We start from the raw sequence: 20,840 nt of genomic DNA, 5'->3' as shown, positions 1-20,840 counted from the left end.
CTCACCGCCGCGGCGACAGCCAGATCGCGCCGTGCGCAGGGAGCGTCACCCGAGCCGAAGCCGGGCGACCGTGCCACGAATGAGCCGTGGCGATCACCGCGCCGAGATTACCGGTGCCGCTTCCCTGGTACGCGATCGCGTCCGTGTTGAGCACCTCCTCCCAGGTGCCCGGTTCGGGCAACCCGACGCGATAGTCGGCGTGGGCACTGCCCGAGAAGTTGTACAGGCACGCGATCACCGAACCGTCACTGCCGTAGCGCAGGAAGCTGAGCACATTGTTGTGGGCGTCGTTGGCATCGATCCACGAGTATCCGCCGGGCGTCGTGTCGAGCGTGTACAGCGCCGGGTGCTCGCGGTACGTGCGGTTCAGATCGGCGACCAGCGCGCGGATACCCCTGTGCAATGCGCCGATGTGGGGGTCGTCGAGCTGCCACCAGTCGAGACCGCGCTCCTCCGACCACTCGCCGACCTGCCCGAACTCCTGTCCCATGAACAGCAGTTGCTTACCGGGATGCGACCACATGTACGCGAGCATCGCGCGCAACCCTGCCGCCTTGGTGTGGTCATCGCCGGGCATTCGCGTCCACAACGTGCCCTTGCCGTGCACCACTTCGTCGTGGCTGATCGGCAACACGAAATGCTCGCTCCACGCATACATCAGCGAGAACGTGATCTCGTGGTGGTGGAACGTTCGATGTACCGGGTCGTGCATCAGATACCCGAGGGTGTCGTGCATCCAGCCCATGTTCCATTTCATCGAGAACCCCAGGCCACCGACGTTCGTCGGGCGCGTCACCCCCGGCCATGCGGTGGATTCCTCGGCGATCGTCACGACACCGGGGTGGAGCTTGTGCACCGTCGCGTTGAGTTCCTGCAGGAACGCCACGGCATCGAGATTCTCGCGTCCACCGAACTCGTTCGGGGTCCACTCACCCTCGGGCCGCGAATAGTCCAGGTAGAGCATCGACGCCACAGCGTCGACGCGCAGCCCGTCGATATGGAACTCGTCGATCCAGTACAACGCATTGGCGACCAGGAAGTTGCGTACCTCCTTGCGTCCGTAGTCGAACACATAAGTGCCCCAGTCGAGTTGCTCACCGCGCCGCGGATCTGCGTGCTCGTACAGGGGGCTGCCGTCGAACCGCGCGAGTGCCCACTCGTCCTTCGGGAAGTGCGCGGGCACCCAGTCCATGATCACGCCGATTCCTGCGGCATGAAGGCGGTCGACGAACTCGCGGAAGTCGTCGGGAGCGCCGAACCGCGCGGTCGGCGCGTAATACGAGGTCACCTGATAGCCCCACGACCCGCCGAACGGATGCTCGGCGACGGGCATGAGCTCCACATGCGTGAACCCGGTCTCGTGCACATACGCGACCAGCTGGTCGGCGAGCTCCAGGTAGGTCAGTCCCGGCCGCCACGAACCGAGATGTACCTCGTACACGCTCATCGGTTCCCGCCACGGCTGCGCCTCCGCGCGCGCGGAGAGCCAATGCTCGTCGTGCCACTCGTGCACGCTGCGCGTGACGACGGACGCGGTCGCCGGAGGCACTTCGGTGGCGAATGCCATCGGATCGGCCTTGTCGCGCACCGAACCGTCGTGCCCGTGGACCCTGTACTTGTAGAGCCCGCCCGGCTCGACACCCGGAACGAACAACTCCCACACACCGCTCGAACCCAGGACACGCATCGGTGCGGTCGTCCCGCCCCAGAGGTCGAACTCGCCGAGCACTGTCACGCCGCGTGCGCCGGGCGCCCACACCGCGAACGACGTTCCCGTCACAGTGCCGTCGGGTGTGTCGTACGAACGGGGATGGGCACCGAGCACATCCCACAGCCGTTCGTGCCGCCCCTCGCTGATCAGATGACGATCGAGTTCGCCGAGGGTGGGCAGGAACCGATAGCCGTCGGCGACGACCACAGTGTGGTCGAACGGATACCGCACGACCAAGCGATAGTCGGCGGGGTCGTGCAAGGGCAGCAACGCGCTGAACACGTCGTGGCCCACAGGCTCGAGCGGATGATCCGTTCCACCCACACGCACCGCCACTGCCTCGGCACCCGGTCGCAGTGCCCGGAACACGGTGCCCTCGGGATGCGGGTGGGCACCGAGGACCGAATGGGGGTCGTGGTGTTCGCCGGCCGCGAGGCGTGCGAGATCGTCGGGATTCGGCGCGTGACGCGGGGCGGAGGTACTCGACCGACCGGGCGGAGGCGTGGCTCCGCCGGGTCCCGGCTGTGTTGCCCTGCCGGGTCCCGGCTGTGTTGCTCTGCCGGGTCCCGGCTGTGTTGCCCTGCCGGGTCCCGGGGTGGGCTCCGGTGATGACGGTGGCACGGTCACGGCTGCCTCCTGTACGCGAGGTTCGTCCGGACGGGAATGCCGATCCGGGGCAACACCAGAATGTGCGCGACCGCGCGCCACGGTTCGAGCCGCACGAAATTGGCCTGACCCCAGTGATATTGCTCGCCGCTGACTTCGTCGTAGACCGGCAGTCGATCGTGCCAGTCGTGTCCGATCGCCGGCATGTCCAGCCAGATCGTGCCCTGCTCAGCCGCATACGGATCGAGGTTGACGATGGTGAGTACCGCATCGCCTGTCGTCGGGTCGAACTTCGAGTATCCGATCAATGCGTCGTTGTCGATGTGGTGGAACGTGATGTTGCGGAGTTGCTGGAGCGCCGGGTGTGCCCGCCGGATCCTGTTCAACTCGGTCAGCCATGGTTCGAGGGACTCGCCACGACGCCGAGCGTCGTCGAACCGCCGTGGGCGAAGTTGGTACTTCTCCGAGTCGAGATACTCCTCGCTGCCGGGCCGCAGCGGTACATGCTCGTACAGTTCGTAGCCCGAGTAGACACCCCACGTCGGTGCCAGAGTTGCGGCCAATGCTGCTCGCAGCGCGAACATTCCGGGCCCCCCGTGCTGCAGCGACTCGTGGAGGATGTCGGGGGTGTTGACGAACAGGTTCGGCCGCGCCTCGTCGGCCTTGCCCGCGATCTCCAATCCGAACTCGGTGAGTTCCCACTTCGCGATCCGCCACGTGAAATATGTGTACGACTGCGCGAATCCGCGCCGCGCGAGACCGTACATCCGTGCGGGACGGGTGAATGCCTCGGCGAGGAACACCACGTCCGGATCGGCCTTGTGGACCTCCTCGATCAACCACTCCCAGAAGTCCGGAGGTTTGGTGTGCGGATTGTCGACTCGGAAGATGCGTACCCCCGCGGCGATCCAGTGCCGAACCACACGCAGCACCTCGGCGTAGATACCGTCGCGGTCGAGATCGAAATTGATCGGATATATGTCCTGGTACTTCTTGGGCGGGTTCTCCGCAAATGCGATCGTTCCGTCGGGCAGCACCGTGAACCATTCGGGATGCGACTGCGCCCACGGGTGATCCGGTGCGCATTGCAGCGCGAGGTCGAGGGCGACCTCGAGGTCGAGTTCCCGGGCGCGTGTGACGAAGTCGCGGAAGTCCTCATCGGTGCCCAGGTCGGGGTGGATGGCGTCGTGGCCACCCTCCGCCGATCCGATCGCCCACGGGGACCCGACGTCGGCCGGCCCGGCGACCAACGCGTTGTTCGGTCCCTTCCGGTTCATCTTGCCGATCGGGTGGATCGGCGGCAGATACACCACGTCGAATCCCATCGCGGCGATGCGCGGAAGGTCGGCCGCGGCGGTCGCGAAGGTGCCGTGTCGCGGGGTGCCGTCGTCGTTCCAGCCGCCCGTCGAGCGGGGGAAGAACTCGTACCATGAACCGAACAGCGCGCGACGGCGTTCGGCGATCGTGGTGTAGGCGCGACCTCGGGTGACGAGTTCGCGCAGTGGATGCGCGCGGAGAACCTCGGTGACGTCGGGGGAGTAGGCGGGAGCGACACGTTCGGGAAGTGTGCGGTGCGACCGTAGTGCTGCGGACACAGCCAGAAGGGAAGGTCGGCTGCCTCGAGGAGCCGCCTTGGCGGTGCGTTCGAACAGGCGGGCGCCGATCTCCAGGTCGTTGGCCAGATCCTCCGGGCCCTGCCCCGCATCGATCTTCGCTTCGACAGCGTGTCGCCACGTGGCGATCGGATCGCTCCAGGCTTCGATCCGGTAGGTCCATCTGCCCGCGCTGGTCGGGGTGAACACCGCGTTGAACGTGTCGGGTTCGTAGCCCGGTGTCATGGGGATCCGCACGAGCTTGCCCATGGTCTCGGGGTCCGCGGACGGACCGCGCACCGCCAGAGTCGCCGCGAGCGCATCGTGGCCCTCGCGCCACACCACGGCCGAGACGGGAACGACCTCGCCGACGACAGCTTTGGTCGGATATCTCCCGCCGTCGATCGCGGGCCGAACGTCGTCGATGGCGAGACGGCCTGTCACGTGCTCTCCGTTCGCTGGGGCGGGCGGGTGGCCCGCGCCGAAATGAACCTGGTGTTCGACCACAACCCTATTCCAGGCGGCGGCAGAGTTCCGGTCATGGAGACCGGAAGGGTGAAACGTCCATTTTGCTGTAACTGTCCGTGTCCGTTACTCACGGGTTACCTCGGTTGACCGGACGGCAATACGACTCCCCCTACCGTCGATTTCGCACAGCAAAGAAACGTCCGACAGGGCGCTGACGAAGGGATGAACATCATGGGTCTGGTTGCCGGATTGATCGGGGTTGTCGGGGATTTGCTGCACCTTCTGCTCGGCGGACTGTGACCCCTCGGCCGACCGCGCGCGGTCGGCCGTAGAAGCATGACGGCCCCGTGGCGTTCGCGCCGCGGGGCCGTCCCCCGTGTGGACCGCGCTACCGGCCGAGCGCTGCAGTGCGCCGGATCCGCACCCGTCGCACAGGCGAGAACCTGGGTAGGATTCGCGGGGTGAAAGCCTTGCGTCGGTTCACCGTCCGCGCCCATCTGCCCGAGCCGCTCGCCGCGCTGGAGGCACTGACAACCAATCTGCGCTGGTCGTGGCACCCGCAGACACAGGATCTGTTCGAATCCATCGACCCCACGCTGTGGGCGAAGGTCGACGAGGACCCGGTCCGTCTGCTCGGTGAGATCGCCCCGTCGCGCCTCGATGCACTCGCGACCGACAGTGAATTCCTGGAGCGCCTCCACGCCGCTGCCGCAGATCTCGATGATTACCTGTCGCGCCCGGCCTGGTACCAGCTCCAACGGGAACGCGGCACCGCCCTGCCCGACGGCATCGCCTATTTCTCCATGGAATTCGGTGTCTCCGAGGTCCTTCCGAACTATTCGGGCGGACTCGGCATCCTCGCCGGCGACCACCTCAAGGCCGCCTCCGATCTCGGATTGCCGCTCATCGGCGTCGGATTGCTGTATCGCTCCGGCTACTTCAAGCAGTCGCTGAGCGCCGACGGCTGGCAGCTCGAGCACTACCCCTCGTACGACCCGCAGGGCCTGCCGCTGCGGCTGCTCACCGAGTCCGACGGCACGCCCGCGCTCGTGCGCGTCGATGTCCCCGGCGCCCGCACCCTCGATGCACGCGTATGGATCGCGCAGGTGGGTCGTGTGCCGTTGCTGCTGCTCGACTCCGACATCGCGAGCAACGACGAGGACATGTGCAAGGTCACCGACCGCTTGTACGGCGGCGGTCAGGACCACCGCATCAAGCAGGAGATCCTCGCGGGGATCGGCGGGGTACGGGCCGTGCGCGCCTACACCCGCATCCACGCGCTGCCCGACCCCGAGGTGTTCCACATGAACGAGGGCCATGCAGGGTTCCTCGGAGCGGAACGTATCCGCGAACTTGTCACTACCACGGGCCTGGACTTCGACGAAGCCCTCGCTGCGGTGCGGGCCGGAACGGTGTTCACCACCCACACTCCGGTGCCCGCAGGCATCGACCGCTTCCCGATCGATCTCGTCCGGCACTACTTCGCAGGCCCCAACGGAGAGAACGATTCGGCCCTGCTGCCGGGCCTGCCCGTCGACCGGATCCTCGCGCTCGGCCGCGAGGACGACCCCCACGTGTTCAACATGGCCCACCTGGGTCTGCGTCTCGGACAACGATCCAACGGGGTGTCCGAGCTGCACGGTGAGGTCAGCCGCGGGATGTTCGAGGGGCTGTGGCCCGGGTTCGATGCCACCGAGGTGCCGATCGGGTCGGTGACCAACGGCGTCCACGCCCCCACATGGGCGGCCCGCGAATGGATTACGCTCGCGAATCGGCTCGCCGGACCGGACCGCGTCGAGGAATCCCGCGGCTGGGAACTACTGCAGACCGTCGACCCGGCGGAACTGTGGTCCACCCGCAACGTGCTGCGCGGACAGCTCGTCGACGAGGTTCGGCGCCGCCTGCGCAACTCGTGGCTCGAACGTGGCGCCACCGAGGCCGAACTCGGCTGGGTCGGCACCGTCTTCGATCCCGATGCACTCACGGTGGGCTTCGCGCGCCGCGTGCCCACCTACAAGCGGCTGACGCTGATGCTGCGCGACCCGGAACGCCTGCGCGCACTGCTGCTCGATGAGGAAAGACCGGTGCAGCTCGTCGTCGCGGGCAAGAGTCACCCCGCCGACGACGGGGGCAAAGGACTGATCCAGCAGATCGTGCGGTTCGCCGACCAGCACGACGTGCGGCACCGCATAGTGTTCCTGCCCGACTACGACATGTCGATGGCGCGCTTCCTGTACTGGGGATGCGACGTGTGGCTCAACAACCCGCTGCGTCCGCTCGAAGCATGCGGAACGTCGGGCATGAAGTCCGCACTCAACGGCGGCCTGAACCTGTCCATCCGGGACGGATGGTGGGACGAGATGTTCGACGGCGAGAACGGGTGGGCCATCCCCACCGCCGACGGCGTCGACGACGTGCGACGCGACGATCTCGAAGCCGGAGCCCTCTACGAACTGCTCGAACGTTCGGTGCTGCCGCGGTTCTACGATCGCGACGATCGCGACGTGCCCACCCGATGGATCGAGATGGTGCGCCACACCCTCGAGAACCTCGGGCCCAAGGTCCTCGCATCCCGCATGGTCCGCGACTACACGGTCGACTATTACACACCCGCTGCGGAAGCGGCGCGAACAATCGTCGCCGACGACTTCGCGGGAGCCAAGGCGCTCGCCGAATACCGGCACCGCATCGACTCCGCGTGGCCGGCTGTACGCGTCGCGCAGGTCGACAGTCACGGACTTCCCGAAAGCCCTGTGATCGGCTCGAGCCTCGGACTGATCGCACATGTCCAGCTCGGAGGCCTGGCCCCCGACGATGTGCAGGTGCAGGCGGTATTCGGCAAGGTCGGATCGGACGACACCCTCAGCGACACGGTGACGGTGCCGATGAGGCACTCGGGATCCGATCCCCTCGGGGAGGAGTTCACCGTCGACGTGCCGCTGCCGCTGTCAGGGGCGGTCGGATACACCGTCCGGGTACTCCCGCACCACGACCTGATGGCAACCCCCGCGGAGTTCGGCATGGTCGCGCTGCCGTAAGTCGTCAGCTGGTGAGTCGGGAGAGTGCCTTCCGGGCGACGGCCGGGTCGGCGGTCTCCCAGAACGGCGGGAGCGACGCACGCAGATAGCCACCGTAGCGGGCCGTGGCCAGACGAGAGTCGAGCACGGCGACTACCCCTCGATCGTCGGTGGACCGCAGTAACCGGCCGACACCCTGTGCGAGGAGCAGCGCGGCATGGTTCGCGGCGACGGCCATGAAGCCATTGCCACCCCGGCTTTCGACGGCGCGCTGCCGGGCGACCAGCAGGGGATCGTCGGGCCGGGGGAACGGGATCCGGTCGATGAGGACGAGCGAGAGCGACCTGCCCGGCACGTCGACGCCCTGCCACAGCGACAGGGTGCCGAACAGCGACGTCGCTTCGTCGGCCGCGAACTTGTCGACAAGTGCACCCGTGGAATCGTCGCCCTGGCACAGGATCGGCGTGTCGATCCGGTCTCGCAGAGCTTCGGTTGCGGCCTTCGCGGCGCGCATCGACGAGAACAGGCCCAGGGTGCGACCACCTGCCGCTGTGACCAGCTCGGCGATCTCGTCGAGATGCGACGACGCGAGTCCGTCGCGGCCGGGCGGCGTCAGGTGCTTCGCGATGTACAGAATCCCGGATTTCGCGTGGTCGAACGGTGACCCGACGTCGACGGCGTTCCATTTCAGTTCACTCTTGTCGGCAGGCGGTTCGGCCCCCGAGGCGGCGGTGGTCTCGCTGCGCGACGGTGCCTGTGGGGGGAGCCCCCAGTTGACGGCCAGGCCATCGAACGACCCTCCGACTGTGAGCGTCGCCGAGGTGAGCACCACCGTCGACTCGCCGAACAAGCGTGACCGCAGCAGACCCCCGACCGACAGGGGTGCAATCCGCACCGTGCGGCGCACGTTGCCGCGGAATTCGTCGGCCGCCAACCATACGACGTCCTGACGCTGCGCGGGGTCGGCCTGCTCGAAGGTGGTCAGTGCCCGGACCGCGCAGTCGTGCACGTCGTCGATCTCGGCGAGCGCCTGGCTGCGGGCGGCAGCGGCCTCTGGGTCGGTGCCGGGCTTGGCCGGCCCGATGGCGGTGTGCACGGCCCACGCGGCATCGCGGATCGACGCGAGTGCGGCCGCCGCACCGTCGGGCATCGAATCCCACCGAGCGGCCGGAAGCTCCTCGAGCAGCGACTCCCAGTTCTCGGCAGCACCTTCGAGCCGGTCGACGTCCTCGTCCTCGACGAGCTTGACGCAGCGCCGCGCGGCTGCGGAGATGGTGCTGCCCGACAACTCGGCGGTGGCGACACCGGTGACCCGGTCGACCAGCTCGTGGGCTTCGTCGATGACCACCACGTCGTGTTCGGGCAGGATCGCGATCCCCGTGATGGCATCGATCGCGAGGAGCGCATGATTGGTGACGACCACGTCGACCTGAGACGCCTCGGTGCGTGCGATTTCCGCGAAACAGTCGTCGCCCACCGGGCAGCGCGCCTTGCCGAGGCATTCGCGTGCGGTGACGCTGAGCTGGCGCCACGCCTGGTCGGAGACGCCGGGGGAGAGGTCGTCGCGATCGCCGGTCTCGGTGCTCGACGACCATTCCGTCACGCGCCGCACCTCACGACCGATGCGCGAGAGAGTGAACGCGTCGAAGAGCTGGGCCTCGGCCGGTGCCTCCTCCGCGAGACCGGTGTGGATCTTGTTCAGGCAGAGGTAGTTTCCGCGTCCCTTGAGTATCGCGAAGCGCGGCCTCCGGCCGAGGGTCTTCTCGAGCGCCTCGGCGAGACGAGGGAGGTCGCGGTCGACGAGCTGGCGCTGCAGAGCGATGGTCGCGGTGGACACCACGACCGTCCGGCCGGTCTGTACCGCGTACCGGATACTCGGGACGAGGTAGGCGAGCGACTTGCCGGTGCCTGTGCCGGCCTGTACCGCGAGATGCTCGCCGGTGTCGATGCTGTGCGCCACCGCGGATGCCATGGTCAGCTGAGTGCGCCGCTCCTTGCCGCCCAGGGCATGCACCGCAGTACGCAACAATTCGGGGACGTTGGGGAGTTCGGGCACCGGGCCAGGGTAGCGGGACCCACCGTCAGGTTTCGGCGCCGACCCGTTCGACCAGGTCGACACCTGCGCTGCGCATCCGATCGAGTGCGGACTCGATGGTCGCGTCGGCCACGCCGGCTGTGAAAGGCAGCAGCACCCGGGTCCCGAATCCCGCCTCGACGGCATCCAATGCGGTCGCGCGCACACAGTGATCGGTGGCGATCCCGACGACGTCGACGTCCGTCACACCGCGCTCGCGCAACCACTGCGCGAGGGACTGCCCCGACTCGTCGACGCCCTCGAAACCGGAGTACGCGGCCTCGTAGGCACCCTTCGAGAACACCGCTTCGACCCGCGACAGCTCCAGATCCGGATGGAACCGGGCCCCGGCGGTGTCGGCGCGACAGTGCGGCGGCCAGGTGTCGAGGAAGTCGGGTTCGTCCGAGAAATGCGGGCCCGGATCGATGTGGTGGTCGCGTGTCGCGACCACGTGGGAGTAGTCGTCGCCCCGTTCTGCGAGGAAACGTGTGATGGCGGTCGCGACCGCGTTGCCGCCGGTCACTGCGAGAGCTCCGCCCTCACAGAAATCGTTCTGCACATCGACCACCAGTAGTGCCCGCATCGACCTCACCTCCCGGTCGCCGCAGTCACGAAACGGGTGGGAATCGCCGGGTCGCCGGCCGATATCGTCAACCCTTCCCACGGCAGACTCACCATCGACTTCTTCAGGTATTCCCTGCTCTCCTCCAGGGTAGGGAGTCCGGGGACCGGCTCGCCACCGCGGACCAACGGAACCGTCAGTGCAGTCGCTGTCTGCCCCTCACCCGTCGGAACCTCCAGATGTTCGGGGTAGATGACCTCTTCGACGACCGTGCCGGTGCGGCGCGCGTACCGGGTCGCGCGCTTCGCCCCGCCCCGCGATTCCTTGGCCGTGCTGCGCTTCTCGACCGGAATGCCGTCGACCTCGACGAGCTTGTAGACCATGCCTGCGGTCGGTGCACCCGAACCTGTGACCACCGACGTCCCGACCCCGTACGCGTCGACCGGTTCGGCACGCAGACCCGCGATCGCGTATTCGTCCAGGTCGCCGGACATCACGATCTTCGTCCGCCGAGCACCGAGGTCGTCGAGCTGCCTGCGCACCTGACGTGCCAGCACTCCGAGGTCGCCGGAGTCGATCCGGACGCCGCCGAGTTCGGGGCCCGCGACCTCGATGGCTGTGGCCACGCCCTGGGTGATGTCGTAGGTGTCCACGAGCAAGGTCGTGCCGACACCGAGCGAGGAGATCTGGCTGTGGAACGCCGACGCTTCATTGCGGCCGTGCGCAGTGGTGTGCAGCAGAGTGAACGCGTGTGCGGCCGTCCCCGCGGCCGGAACCCCGTAGCGTCGCGCCGCTTCGAGGTTCGACGTCGAATCGAATCCCGCGAGGTATGCCGCGCGGGCTGCAGACACCGCCGCTTCCTCGTGTGCGCGGCGCGAGCCCATCTCGATCAGGGTGCGCCCGTCGGCCACGCTCACCATCCGCGCTGCGGCGGACGCGATGGCGCTGTCGTGATTGAAGATCGACAAGGCCAGCGTCTCGAGCAGGACACATTCGGCGAACGTGCCGTGGACGGACAGGATCGGCGAGCCGGGGAAGTAGAAGTCACCCTCGCGGTAGCCGTCGATGTTGCCGCTGAACCGGAAGTTGCGCAACCATTCGACGGTCGAGGGTTCGAGGAACTCCGCCGCCACAGCGAGTTCGGCGTCGCCGAATCGGAACGCGGGGAGCGCATCGAGGAGACGCCCGGTGCCTGCGACCACCCCGTACCGGCGACCGGCCGGAAGCTTGCGGGCGAACAGTTCGAAGACACAGGGCCGAGCGCCGGAGCCGTCGGCCAGCGCAGCTTCGAGCATCGTCAGTTCGTATTTGTCCGTGAACAGTGCGGTGCTCACCGGCTTCGTACCGGCGGATGTGACAGCCATCCGCTCACTCTAGAGCGAGCATGTCGACGGTGGGTTTTTCGAGCCGCGAGAACGCCGTACCCTGGACGCATGGCGCCGTGTTCCAGGACAACCCCCCTCGACGTCCACGTGATCACCGCGGGCCAGGCCATGCCTGCCGAAGCGGAAGTCGTCGAAGAAGTCGAGGCGGTCGACCGGCCTTGGGTGACGGTCGTGTGGGACGACCCCGTCAACCTCATGCACTACGTGACGTTCATCTTCCAGAAGCTGTTCGGATACAGCAAGGCCAAGGCGACCGAACTCATGCTCAAGGTGCACAACGAAGGCAGAGCAGTCGTGTCGAGCGGATCCCGTGACAAGATGGAGCACGACGTGCAGCGTCTACATGCCGCAGGGCTGTGGGCCACGATGCAACGGGACGAATAAGGCGCCTACAGGAGGATCCGACCGACGTGCGGCAGTGGACCCGGAAGAACTCGCTGAGCGGCCCCAAACTTCGCTCGGAGATGGACGGCCACGAGGCCTCCGTCCTGCGCTCCCTCGTCGCCTCGGTGCTGGGGATGCTGGAAGACCGCTCCGCGCAGGCACCCCAGGACGACCTTGCGGAACTCACCGGGCTGCGCACGGGTAACTCGACCCCACCCGAGATTCCCGCACTCGAGCGACTGCTCCCCGATTTCCACCGACCCGACGCGGACGCGTCCGTCAACCCCGACGACGAGGCCGGAGACCTCAACGGCGCGCTCCGCAGCCTCCACGAACCGAGCATCATCGACGCCAAGCTGGCCGCCGGTGCCGTCATCCTGCGGACCGTTCCTGAGGACGGCGGAAAAGTCGTCCTCAACCCCGAGCAGGCCGAAGCCTGGCTGTACGGGCTCAACGACGTGCGGCTCGCGCTCGGCACCACCCTCGGCATCGACGACGACACCCCCGAGGCCCTCGACGACGACGATCCGCGCGCTCCGCACCTCGACGTCTACCACTGGTTGACCTGGATGCAGGACTCCCTCGTTCAAGCGTTGCTGCCGTGACTGCCGGCCCCACGAATTCCCTGCTCGACGTGTCGGGCCTGCGCGTCGGCCACTGGCAGCAACTCGACGACCACGTCACCGTCGCCGGTGAACAACCCGGCACCGGTGCCGCCACCGGCTGCACCGTGATCCTCACGGACCGGCCCACTGTCGGCGCGGTCGATGTGCGCGGCGGCGGGCCGGGCACCCGCGAAACCGACCTGCTCGATCCGAGCCACTCGGTCCGGCACGTCGATGCCGTCCTGCTCACCGGGGGAAGCGCCTTCGGCCTGGCCGCCGCCGATGGTGTGATGCGCTACCTCGAGGAACAAGGCCGCGGTATCCCGATGGGTACGCCCGGCGCCGTGGTGCCGATCGTGCCCGGCGCGGTGATCTTCGATCTGCCCGTCGGACACTGGCACACCCGACCCACTGCCGACGGCGGATACGCAGCGGCAGCGGCAGCCACCGACTCGGTACTCCCACGAGGATCCGTCGGTGCGGGCACCGCCGCGCGCGCGGGCATTCTCAAAGGGGGAATCGGAACCGCGAGCATCCGACTGACCGACGGGCCGGCAGCAGGCGCCACCGTCGCGGCCCTGGTCGTCGCCAACCCGGTCGGGTCGGTCTTCGATCCCCGGTCCGGACTTCCGTGGGGAACGACGGTCGAGCTCGGCCTCGGCACCCCGACCGAGGAGGACCTTGCCGCCGTCAACGCGCGCGGCGAGAAGGGCACCGTGCTGAATACGACCATCGGTGTCGTCGCGACCGACGCGCCGCTGTCGAAAGCTGCGTGTCGCCGGGTCGCAGTCGCCGGACACGACGGTCTGGCCCGCGCGATCCGACCCGCACACTCGCCCCTGGACGGCGACACGCTCTTCGCCCTGTCCACCGGTACCGCCGAACTTCCCGTACCGGAGGGCGTACCCGACGCATTCCCCACCGAACTGCCGATACTCGCGGCCGTGTGCGTAGCCGCAGCCGACGCGGTCGAACGCGCCATCGTCGACGCAGTGCTCTCCGCCCGATCCGTCGCCGGAATCCCGTCCTACTTCGATACCTTCCCGTCCGCCCGGACGCTGTGACCACGACAGACCCGCACGCCATCCGGGCAGACGTCACAATGGACGCATGACCATCCCGACAGGAACACCACCAACCGAACGGCCGACGTGGCTGCGTTCCGGACTGTGGATCGGCGGCTTCGTAGTCTTCCTCTACGTCGTCGAGATCGTGGACCGGATCCTTCCCGCCAACCTCCAGTCGGCGGGTATCGAGCCGCGTACCGGGGACGGCCTGTGGGGAATTCTGTTCGCTCCCATCCTGCACGGCGACTGGACGCACCTGACCGCCAACACGGTGCCCGCGCTCATCCTGGGTTTCCTGGTCCTGTGGTCGTCCGGCATCACCCGCGGGATCGTCGCAACCGCGGTGATCTGGGTGGTCGCAGGCGTCGGAACCTGGCTGTTCGCCGGCTCCGGCGAGAACCACATCGGCGCGTCATCGCTCATCTTCGGTTGGTTGACCTACCTGATCATCCGCGGAATCTTCACCCGAAAGGGCGGGCAGATCGTACTCGGACTCGTCGTACTGTTCTTCTACGGCGGAATGCTGTGGGGAGTCCTCCCCAGCGACCCGTTCGTGTCGTGGCAGGGACACCTCTTCGGGGCGCTCGGTGGTGTCGTCGCGGCATGGCTGCTCTCGTCCGACACGCGCCGGGCACGGGCAGTCAGAGCAGCCGATCCGCTGCGCTGAACTCAGCGACCGGGATCACGCCCGTACCGGGTGACGATCCGTGGGTCACAGCATTGTTGTAACTGTGAGTCCACCACGAAAACCGGTGTCGGCTTCATCAGGGACCTTCGGCATGGCAGCATGACCCCTATGCGCATGACCGTTCTGGGGTGCTCGGGCAGTGTGGCCGGGCCGGATTCTCCCGCATCCGGGTACCTGCTCACCGCGCCCGATACCCCGCCCCTGGTCATCGACTTCGGTCCGGGAGTGCTCGGAGCCCTGCAACGCCACGCCGATCCCGGTGAGGTATCCGTGCTCCTGTCGCACCTGCACGCCGACCACTGCCTCGACATTCCCGGCCTCCTCGTGTGGCGCCGCTACTCGCCGAACGCCCCCACCGGGCGGGTTCCCGTCTACGGTCCAGCCGGTACCGCGCAACGCCTCGGTGTCGCATCGGCCGAGGTGGCGGGAGAGGTCGATGACGTCTCCGACACCCTCGACGTACGACCCCTGAGCGACGGCGCAACGTTCCGCTTCGGTGCGCTCACCATCAGCCCCATGAAGGTCAACCATCCCCCCGAGGCCTACGGATTCCGCATCACCAGCGACTCCGGACGCACGCTCGTCTACACCGGTGATACCGGCATGTGCGACCAGGTGGTCGAGCTGGCGCGCGGTGCCGACGTCCTGCTCTCCGAAGCATCCTGGACCCACGCACCCGGAGTACGACCCGAAGGCATCCACCTGTCGGGAACCGAGGCGGGACAGGTGGCCGCCCGCGCGGGTGTCGGCGAACTGCTGCTCACCCACATCCCGCCGTGGACGTCTCGCGAGGACGTCATCGCAGAGGCGAAGGCCGAGTTCCACGGTCCGGTCCACGCAGTGACCTCCGGAGACGTCTACCGCATCTGACTCGGTCGTCCGACTCCGTCCGGGGCGCATCCCCTAGGCTCGTTCGGGTGACGACACGAGCAGACGGCAGGGAAGACGACCAACTCCGCAACATCAAGATCACCCGAGGGTTCACCAGCCACCCCGCTGGTTCGGTCCTCGTCGAATTCGGACAGACCCGCGTGATGTGTACCGCGAGCGTCGAAGAAGGGGTTCCGCGGTGGCGTCGAGGGTCGGGCCTGGGCTGGCTCACCGCCGAGTACGCGATGCTCCCCGCCGCAACCCACACCCGCAGCGGACGCGAATCCGTCAAGGGCAAGGTCGGCGGCCGTACCCAGGAGATCAGCCGCCTCGTCGGCCGCTCCCTGCGCGCGTGCATCGACCTCGCCGCCATCGGTGAGAACACCATTGCCCTCGACTGCGACGTCCTGCAGGCCGACGGAGGAACCCGCACCGCGGCGATCACCGGTGCCTACGTGGCACTCGCGGACGCTGTCACCTGGCTCCGCGCGGCAGGTCGCCTCGCCGATCCGCAGCCGCTCTCGTGCCAGATCGCGGCTATCAGCGTCGGTGTCGTCGACGGCCGAGTCCGGCTCGACCTCCCGTACGAGGAGGATTCGCGCGCCGAGGTCGACATGAACGTCATCGCCACCGACACCGGCACCCTCGTCGAGATCCAGGGCACCGGCGAAGGCGCTACGTTCCCTCGTACGACGCTCGACAAACTGCTCGACTCGGCGCTCGGCGGCATCGAGGAGCTGTGCCGCATCCAGCGTGAGGTCCTCGAACAGCCGTACCCCGGTGTCCTCCCGGAACCCGTCGTCGCCGAGCCGGTGAAGAAGAAGTTCGGTGCCTGACGTGGCCGGACGAGTACTCGTGGCAAGCCGGAACGCGAAGAAGCTCCGGGAGTTGCAGCGTGTCCTCGACGCGGCGGACATCGCGGGAATCGAACCGGTCGGCCTCGACGCCGTCCCGCCGTACCCCGAAGCTCCCGAGACCGGCGCGACTTTCGAGGAGAACGCGGCTGCGAAAGCACGCGACGGTGCCCTTGCGACCGGGATGGCGTGTATCGCCGACGATTCCGGACTCGAAATCGACGCGTTGAACGGCATGCCGGGTGTGTTGTCGGCGCGGTGGAGCGGCACGCACGGTGACGATGGCGCGAACACCGCGCTGGTACTCGCCCAGCTGAGTGATGTGCCCGATGAACGTCGTGGTGCCGCCTTCGTGTCGGCCTGTGCATTTGCTGTCCCCGACGGCGACGACGTCGCCGTCACCGTGGTGCGCGGCGAGTGGCGCGGTGCGATCGCGCGTGCTCCTCGGGGTGAGAACGGGTTCGGTTACGACCCTGTTTTCGTGCCCGAAGCGGGAGACCGCACCGCGGCTGAGCTCAGCGCCGAAGAGAAGGACGCAGCGTCGCATCGTGGTCGCGCGCTCACCCTGCTGGTGCCCGCGCTCGCTGCATTCGCGGGCAGCTGACCCGAGAACTGCAGTACACGAACGCAGAAGGCAGACACACGGTGCCAACGCAGTGTGTCTGCCTTCTTGCTTCGCGGTTGCGTGAGTTCGATTCAGAGCGACCAGCGCATGGCCACATGAGTTCCGTCCAGCCCCGGCGTCACCACCATCTCGGTCGAGAGGCTGCGCATCAGGGTGAGACCGTGTCCGCGAGATCCGTACCCGGTGCGATCCATGACATCGCGCCACCTGCCGTGATCCGAGACCGTCACCTCGAGGTGGCGGTCGGATGGCCTGTAGACGGCCTCGAGATCCACCGTGGCCTGGGGATCGTTCGCGGCGTAGGCATGTTCGACAGCGTTCGCCAGGGCCTCGTAGCTTGCCAGCACCACGTCCTGCTCGTGTTCGGGTCCGAGATGCAGATTGCCCAGCCACTGCTGCATGGAGCGGCGTATATCGGCGATATCGGACGGATCCGCACGCACCCCGTGGAAGAAGATTCCACCGGACGCGAACGACGCGGACCCTGATATATGAGTCGGCATGGCTCCCTCTGTTCGTCGAGGCGGACAGCGTTATTCCGGCGGTGCTGCCGGGTCGCCGCTCAACGCGGAAAGAGCATCGTCGAGTTCCGGATGGATCGCAAGGACGTCTCCCAGGCCGAGTAGCTCGAGTGGTCGTGCGGTGGCATTCCCGTTCGCCACCACTGCGAATTCGACACTGCCCGCCGTGCGCTTCGACAAATCGACCAGTAAGGCCATACCCATCGACGCGAGAAAATTCACGTCGGTGAGATCGACAATCAGGCCGGACGGGTTGCCGGTGAGCAGGCCGAGGGCCTGCTCTTCCAGCATCGGCGCACTGGACAGATCCACATCCCCGCTCACGGACAACACCGTGATGGACCCGGACTGTGTCGTAGACATGCCCATATGGGGGTGCTCCGTTGATCGCTCATTCACAATGCCCATCATGCAAGAACACCTCGGATGATGCGAGCGCGCCCGGCCGCGATGTCGTGGAGTGCGCAGCAGAACACACCTGTGGGTATTGTTCCGCGAGGGTGTCGGCATGAAATGCCGATTTCCCGGGGGCCGCCGTGATCAGGGGAGGGACGACCGCCGTGGATGCGCATCGACCAGGGGAAGTGGCGCATGCGCCGTTGCTGTTGCTGATCGAGGACGATGCCGGCGACGCCTTGCTCGTAGAAGAGCTCGTCGCCGACAGTGCCCCCGAAATGAAGGTCGTGTGGGTGCAATCGCTTGCCGATGCACGCGACGCGCTGACGAACACCGCGCCCGACTGTGTATTGCTCGACCTCCACCTGCCCGATGCGCACGGCCTCGAGGCCGTCGCACGAGTGCACCAGTACGCCGAGACCGTACCGATCGTCGTTCTCACCGGCTTGGCGGAGGAACAGACCGGACTTGCCGCGGTAGCCGTCGGTGCGCAGGACTACCTCGTCAAAGGCCGAGTCGAGCCGGAACTGTTCGGTCGTGCCGTGCGCTACGCCATCCAACGAAAGCAAGCGGAACAACACGCAGCGGCACTGCAGGCGAGCGAACTCCACGCCCAGGAGAATGCGCGACTCGAACGAGGACTGTTGCCGTCGCCACTCGTGAGCACGAACGACGTCGAAGTCGTTGCGCGGTATCGGCCGGGCCGAGCGGCGGCGCTGCTCGGCGGAGACTTCTACGACGTGGTCCAGACCTCGGACGGTGCGGTACACGCGCTCATCGGGGACGTCTCCGGACACGGCCCCGACGAGGCTGCCGTCGGTGTCGCACTGCGCATCGCCTGGCGCACCCTCGTCCTGGCCGGCATCGTCGGCGAGCTGCAGATGCAGAAGCTCGAGGAGATCCTCCTCGCGGAACGGGCGGCGGATCGCGTCTTCGCCACCGTGACGACCATGGTCATGGCACCCGACCGGGCCGCCGTGTCGGTGATGCGCGCGGGACACCCCGGATTGCTCCTGCGCACCGGGCGCGCGGTCGAGTGGGTCGAAGCACCCGGCGGCCCCGCACTCGGGCTGATACCGGGAGCCGCCAACTGGCCCATCCACACCTTCGACCTCCCGCCGGAAGGTGCTGTCGTGCTCTTCACGGACGGGTTGTTCGAAGGGCATACCGGCGGTGGACATGAACGCCTGGGAGAGTCGGGCCTTCTGGAACTCGCGCGCAACGGAGGGCGCCTCGGATCCGACGAGTTCGCCGACGCGCTGGTGCGTGATGCCGAGAAACTCGCCGAGGCGCACGGCGGTCTGGCCGACGACGTCGCGGTGGTGCACGTGCGATGGAACGGGGACGCGAACCGATGACGACGCGTGATCGACCGCCATACTGGTCGCGACTCACAGTGCGAGGGTGGGTGGTGCTGGTCCTGGGTTTGATGATCGCGTGGGTGATCGTCGCGAGCATCGTCGGCGCCCGCTCGCTGAGTCGCACCGCGGAGGTATCGAACTACCTGCGCGACGTCATCCAGCCCGCCGAGATCGAGGCGCAGCGCCTGCAGGGCGCGCTCCTGAACCAGGAGACCGGCGTACGCGGCTACATCATCGCAGCCGATCCATCCCTGTTGGAGCCCTACGAGGCAGGCCGAGAGGAAGAGACCCGCGCATCCGATGCTCTTCGGTCACTGATCGGGCAGCAGGAAGCAGTGCCCGGCGTCAGGGAACAGCTACTCGCAGACCTCGAGGCGATCGACGATGCAGCGGACGAATGGCGCAGGGTGTACACACTTCCACTGGTGAACGCCGTTGTACCCGGGGAGCCACGCCCCGTCGATGTTGCCGTCGTCGAAGCAGGCGGGGTGGCGTTCGACCGGCTGCGAGAGCTGTTCGAGATCCAGCGCGTCGACCTCGCGGAAGCGCGGGACGATGCGGTTGCTGCACTCGACGACGCCCGCGTCACGAGAGACCGCTTGTTCGTGACGATGATTGTGGTGTTCCTTCTGAGCGGCATGTGTGTGGCGTTCCTCGTCCACATGCTCATCGTCCGTCCGCTGTCACGGTTGGGGGAGGAAACCCGCAAGGTCGCAGGCGGCAACTTCGACCAGCGCATCAGTGTCGACGGCCCCAGCGATATCCGCGCGCTCGCGATCGATGTGGACGGAATGCGCGCACATCTCGCACACGAACTCGAAGTATCGAAGGAACACCATGATCAGGCCCAGGCCCAGGCAGTGGAACTGCGTCGGTCCAATGCGGAACTCGAACAGTTCGCGTATGTCGCTTCGCACGACCTTCAGGAGCCTCTCCGCAAAGTTGCGTCGTTCTGTCAGCTACTCGAGAAGCGCTACGGCGACAAACTCGACGATCGAGGACATCAGTACATCGAGTTCGCGGTGGACGGTGCCAAACGGATGCAGGTCCTCATCAACGATCTGCTCACGTTCTCGCGGGTCGGCCGTGTCGGTGACACCCACGTCAGCGTCGAACTCGGGCGATCGCTCGATTCGGCCCTAGCGAACCTCTCCGAGTCGATCGACGAATCCGGCGCTCGCATCGAGCGTCCCGAGTCGTTGCCCCGGATCACGGGCGACCCCACCTTGATGACGATGCTGTGGCAGAACCTGGTGGGGAACGCCATCAAATTCCGGAAACCCGATCAGCCGCCCATTGTGAGAATCGAATGTTCGCAGACGGGTGAGGGCGACGACGCGACGTGGAACGTGAGCGTCAGCGACAACGGAATCGGCATCGCCGACGAATTCGCGGAGAAGGTGTTCGTGATCTTCCAGCGACTCCACGGCCGCGACGCATACGGCGGTACGGGCATCGGACTCGCGCTCTGCCGCAAGATCGTCGAGTACCACGGTGGAGAGATCTGGATCGACCGCACGCATACGGACGGCTGCCGTTTCTGCTTTACGATTCCGGTGCTGCGTGAGACCGCATCCGAGACCGACGAAGTTCCCGAAGGAGCACCCGCATGACCCCGACCGGTAAGCCGATCGATGTACTTCTGGTCGAGGACGACCCCGGCGACGAGTTGATGACGAGGGAAGCGTTCGAAGACAACAAGATAGGAAACAATCTGCACGTCGTGCGCGACGGCGAGCAGGCGCTCGACTTCTTGTACCGGCGTGGGGAACACGCCGACGCACCCCAGCCGGATCTGATCCTGCTCGATCTGAATCTGCCCAAGTACGACGGTCGACAGGTACTCGAGCAGATCAAATCGGATCCGGAACTCTCACACATCCCGGTGGTTGTACTCACCACCTCGTCGGCGGAGGAGGACATCCTGCGCAGCTACCGACTGCACGCCAATGCGTACGTCACAAAGCCCGTCGACCTGGACCAGTTCATTCGGGCCGTCAAGCAGATCGACGAGTTCTTCGTGCAGGTAGTGCGGCTGCCTACCCGCTGAGTCG

General features: G+C 66.8%; 18 protein-coding genes. 11 read left to right on the top strand and 7 right to left on the bottom strand.

The window, feature by feature from the left end; genetic code table 11:
• Position 1 precedes the first annotated feature (1 nt).
• Both glgB and Q7514_RS04165 read right to left on the bottom strand, forming a co-directional pair.
• Positions 2 to 2,338, bottom strand: a complete 2,337-nt coding sequence (gene glgB / locus Q7514_RS04170) for a 1,4-alpha-glucan branching protein GlgB (RefSeq protein ID WP_330131949.1) — start codon at positions 2,336 to 2,338, stop codon at positions 2 to 4.
• Positions 2,335 to 4,353 carry a maltotransferase domain-containing protein gene (locus Q7514_RS04165; RefSeq protein ID WP_330131948.1) on the bottom strand — a complete coding sequence of 673 codons (2,019 nt, stop codon included), beginning with the start codon at positions 4,351 to 4,353 and terminating at the stop codon, positions 2,335 to 2,337. Before Q7514_RS04165 ends, glgB begins: the two co-directional genes overlap by 4 nt.
• A 485-nt stretch (positions 4,354 to 4,838) precedes the next feature.
• On the opposite strand from Q7514_RS04165, the gene glgP reads away from it, so the two are divergent.
• On the top strand, positions 4,839 to 7,415 hold the full coding sequence (gene glgP, locus Q7514_RS04160) for an alpha-glucan family phosphorylase (protein WP_330131947.1): 2,577 nt from the start codon (positions 4,839 to 4,841) through the stop codon (positions 7,413 to 7,415).
• Between the two features lie 4 nt (positions 7,416 to 7,419).
• Here the strand turns inward: glgP and Q7514_RS04155 are convergent, their stop codons facing one another.
• Genes Q7514_RS04155 through Q7514_RS04145 form a run of 3 tightly spaced genes read right to left on the bottom strand, consistent with a single transcriptional unit; the run spans position 7,420 to position 11,394 of the window.
• On the bottom strand, positions 7,420 to 9,450 hold the full coding sequence (locus Q7514_RS04155) for an ATP-dependent DNA helicase (RefSeq protein ID WP_330131946.1): 2,031 nt from the start codon (positions 9,448 to 9,450) through the stop codon (positions 7,420 to 7,422).
• 25 nt (positions 9,451 to 9,475) lie between these two features.
• A complete protein-coding gene (locus Q7514_RS04150; protein ID WP_330131945.1) occupies positions 9,476 to 10,051 on the bottom strand; it encodes a nicotinamidase in 576 nt (191 codons plus the stop codon).
• 5 nt (positions 10,052 to 10,056) lie between these two features.
• Positions 10,057 to 11,394, bottom strand: coding sequence for a nicotinate phosphoribosyltransferase (locus tag Q7514_RS04145; protein WP_330131944.1), 1,338 nt, complete (start codon positions 11,392 to 11,394; stop codon positions 10,057 to 10,059).
• A gap of 69 nt (positions 11,395 to 11,463) precedes the next feature.
• On the opposite strand from Q7514_RS04145, the gene clpS reads away from it, so the two are divergent.
• The 7 genes from clpS to rdgB all read left to right on the top strand — a co-directional run bounded on the left by clpS (position 11,464) and on the right by rdgB (position 16,487).
• Positions 11,464 to 11,799 (top strand): ATP-dependent Clp protease adapter ClpS, encoded by a 336-nt coding sequence (gene clpS / locus Q7514_RS04140; RefSeq protein WP_054719636.1) that lies wholly within the window; start codon positions 11,464 to 11,466, stop codon positions 11,797 to 11,799.
• Between the two features lie 26 nt (positions 11,800 to 11,825).
• Positions 11,826 to 12,404, top strand: a complete 579-nt coding sequence (gene aosR / locus Q7514_RS04135) for an oxidative stress transcriptional regulator AosR (protein ID WP_330131943.1) — start codon at positions 11,826 to 11,828, stop codon at positions 12,402 to 12,404.
• Positions 12,401 to 13,468: a P1 family peptidase gene (locus Q7514_RS04130; RefSeq protein ID WP_330131942.1), complete on the top strand. Its 1,068-nt coding sequence runs from the start codon at positions 12,401 to 12,403 to the stop codon at positions 13,466 to 13,468. Before aosR ends, Q7514_RS04130 begins: the two co-directional genes overlap by 4 nt.
• 46 nt (positions 13,469 to 13,514) lie before the next feature.
• Positions 13,515 to 14,138 (top strand): rhomboid family intramembrane serine protease, encoded by a 624-nt coding sequence (locus tag Q7514_RS04125; protein WP_330131941.1) that lies wholly within the window; start codon positions 13,515 to 13,517, stop codon positions 14,136 to 14,138.
• A gap of 129 nt (positions 14,139 to 14,267) precedes the next feature.
• Positions 14,268 to 15,029 carry a cyclic nucleotide-degrading phosphodiesterase gene (locus tag Q7514_RS04120; RefSeq protein WP_330131940.1) on the top strand — a complete coding sequence of 254 codons (762 nt, stop codon included), beginning with the start codon at positions 14,268 to 14,270 and terminating at the stop codon, positions 15,027 to 15,029.
• Between the two features lie 47 nt (positions 15,030 to 15,076).
• A complete protein-coding gene (gene rph, locus Q7514_RS04115) occupies positions 15,077 to 15,865 on the top strand; it encodes a ribonuclease PH (protein WP_330131939.1) in 789 nt (262 codons plus the stop codon).
• 1 nt (position 15,866) lies between these two features.
• Positions 15,867 to 16,487, top strand: a complete 621-nt coding sequence (gene rdgB / locus Q7514_RS04110; RefSeq protein ID WP_330132020.1) for an RdgB/HAM1 family non-canonical purine NTP pyrophosphatase — start codon at positions 15,867 to 15,869, stop codon at positions 16,485 to 16,487.
• 92 nt (positions 16,488 to 16,579) lie between these two features.
• Here rdgB and Q7514_RS04105 read toward each other — a convergent pair whose 3' ends face one another.
• Together Q7514_RS04105 and Q7514_RS04100 are read right to left on the bottom strand one after the other, a co-directional pair.
• On the bottom strand, positions 16,580 to 17,011 hold the full coding sequence (locus Q7514_RS04105) for an ATP-binding protein (RefSeq protein WP_330131938.1): 432 nt from the start codon (positions 17,009 to 17,011) through the stop codon (positions 16,580 to 16,582).
• Between the two features lie 30 nt (positions 17,012 to 17,041).
• Positions 17,042 to 17,392 carry an STAS domain-containing protein gene (locus tag Q7514_RS04100; protein ID WP_330131937.1) on the bottom strand — a complete coding sequence of 117 codons (351 nt, stop codon included), beginning with the start codon at positions 17,390 to 17,392 and terminating at the stop codon, positions 17,042 to 17,044.
• 197 nt (positions 17,393 to 17,589) lie between these two features.
• Here Q7514_RS04100 and Q7514_RS04095 point away from each other — a divergent pair, with 197 nt between their 5' ends.
• Genes Q7514_RS04095 through Q7514_RS04085 form a run of 3 tightly spaced genes read left to right on the top strand, consistent with a single transcriptional unit; the run spans position 17,590 to position 20,836 of the window.
• On the top strand, positions 17,590 to 18,783 hold the full coding sequence (locus Q7514_RS04095; RefSeq protein ID WP_330131936.1) for a PP2C family protein-serine/threonine phosphatase: 1,194 nt from the start codon (positions 17,590 to 17,592) through the stop codon (positions 18,781 to 18,783).
• Positions 18,780 to 20,399, top strand: a complete 1,620-nt coding sequence (locus tag Q7514_RS04090) for a sensor histidine kinase (protein WP_330131935.1) — start codon at positions 18,780 to 18,782, stop codon at positions 20,397 to 20,399. Before Q7514_RS04095 ends, Q7514_RS04090 begins: the two co-directional genes overlap by 4 nt.
• Positions 20,396 to 20,836, top strand: a complete 441-nt coding sequence (locus Q7514_RS04085) for a response regulator (RefSeq protein WP_330131934.1) — start codon at positions 20,396 to 20,398, stop codon at positions 20,834 to 20,836. The genes Q7514_RS04090 and Q7514_RS04085 overlap by 4 nt, the downstream gene beginning before the upstream one ends.
• Positions 20,837 to 20,840 lie beyond the last annotated feature (4 nt).

Origin of the sequence: Rhodococcus artemisiae (assembly GCF_036327795.1) — a bacterium.
GTDB lineage: Bacteria > Actinomycetota > Actinomycetes > Mycobacteriales > Mycobacteriaceae > Rhodococcus > Rhodococcus artemisiae.
The sequence above is the reverse complement of the archived record's forward strand: the minus strand, read 5'-3'. Positions and strand labels throughout refer to the sequence as shown.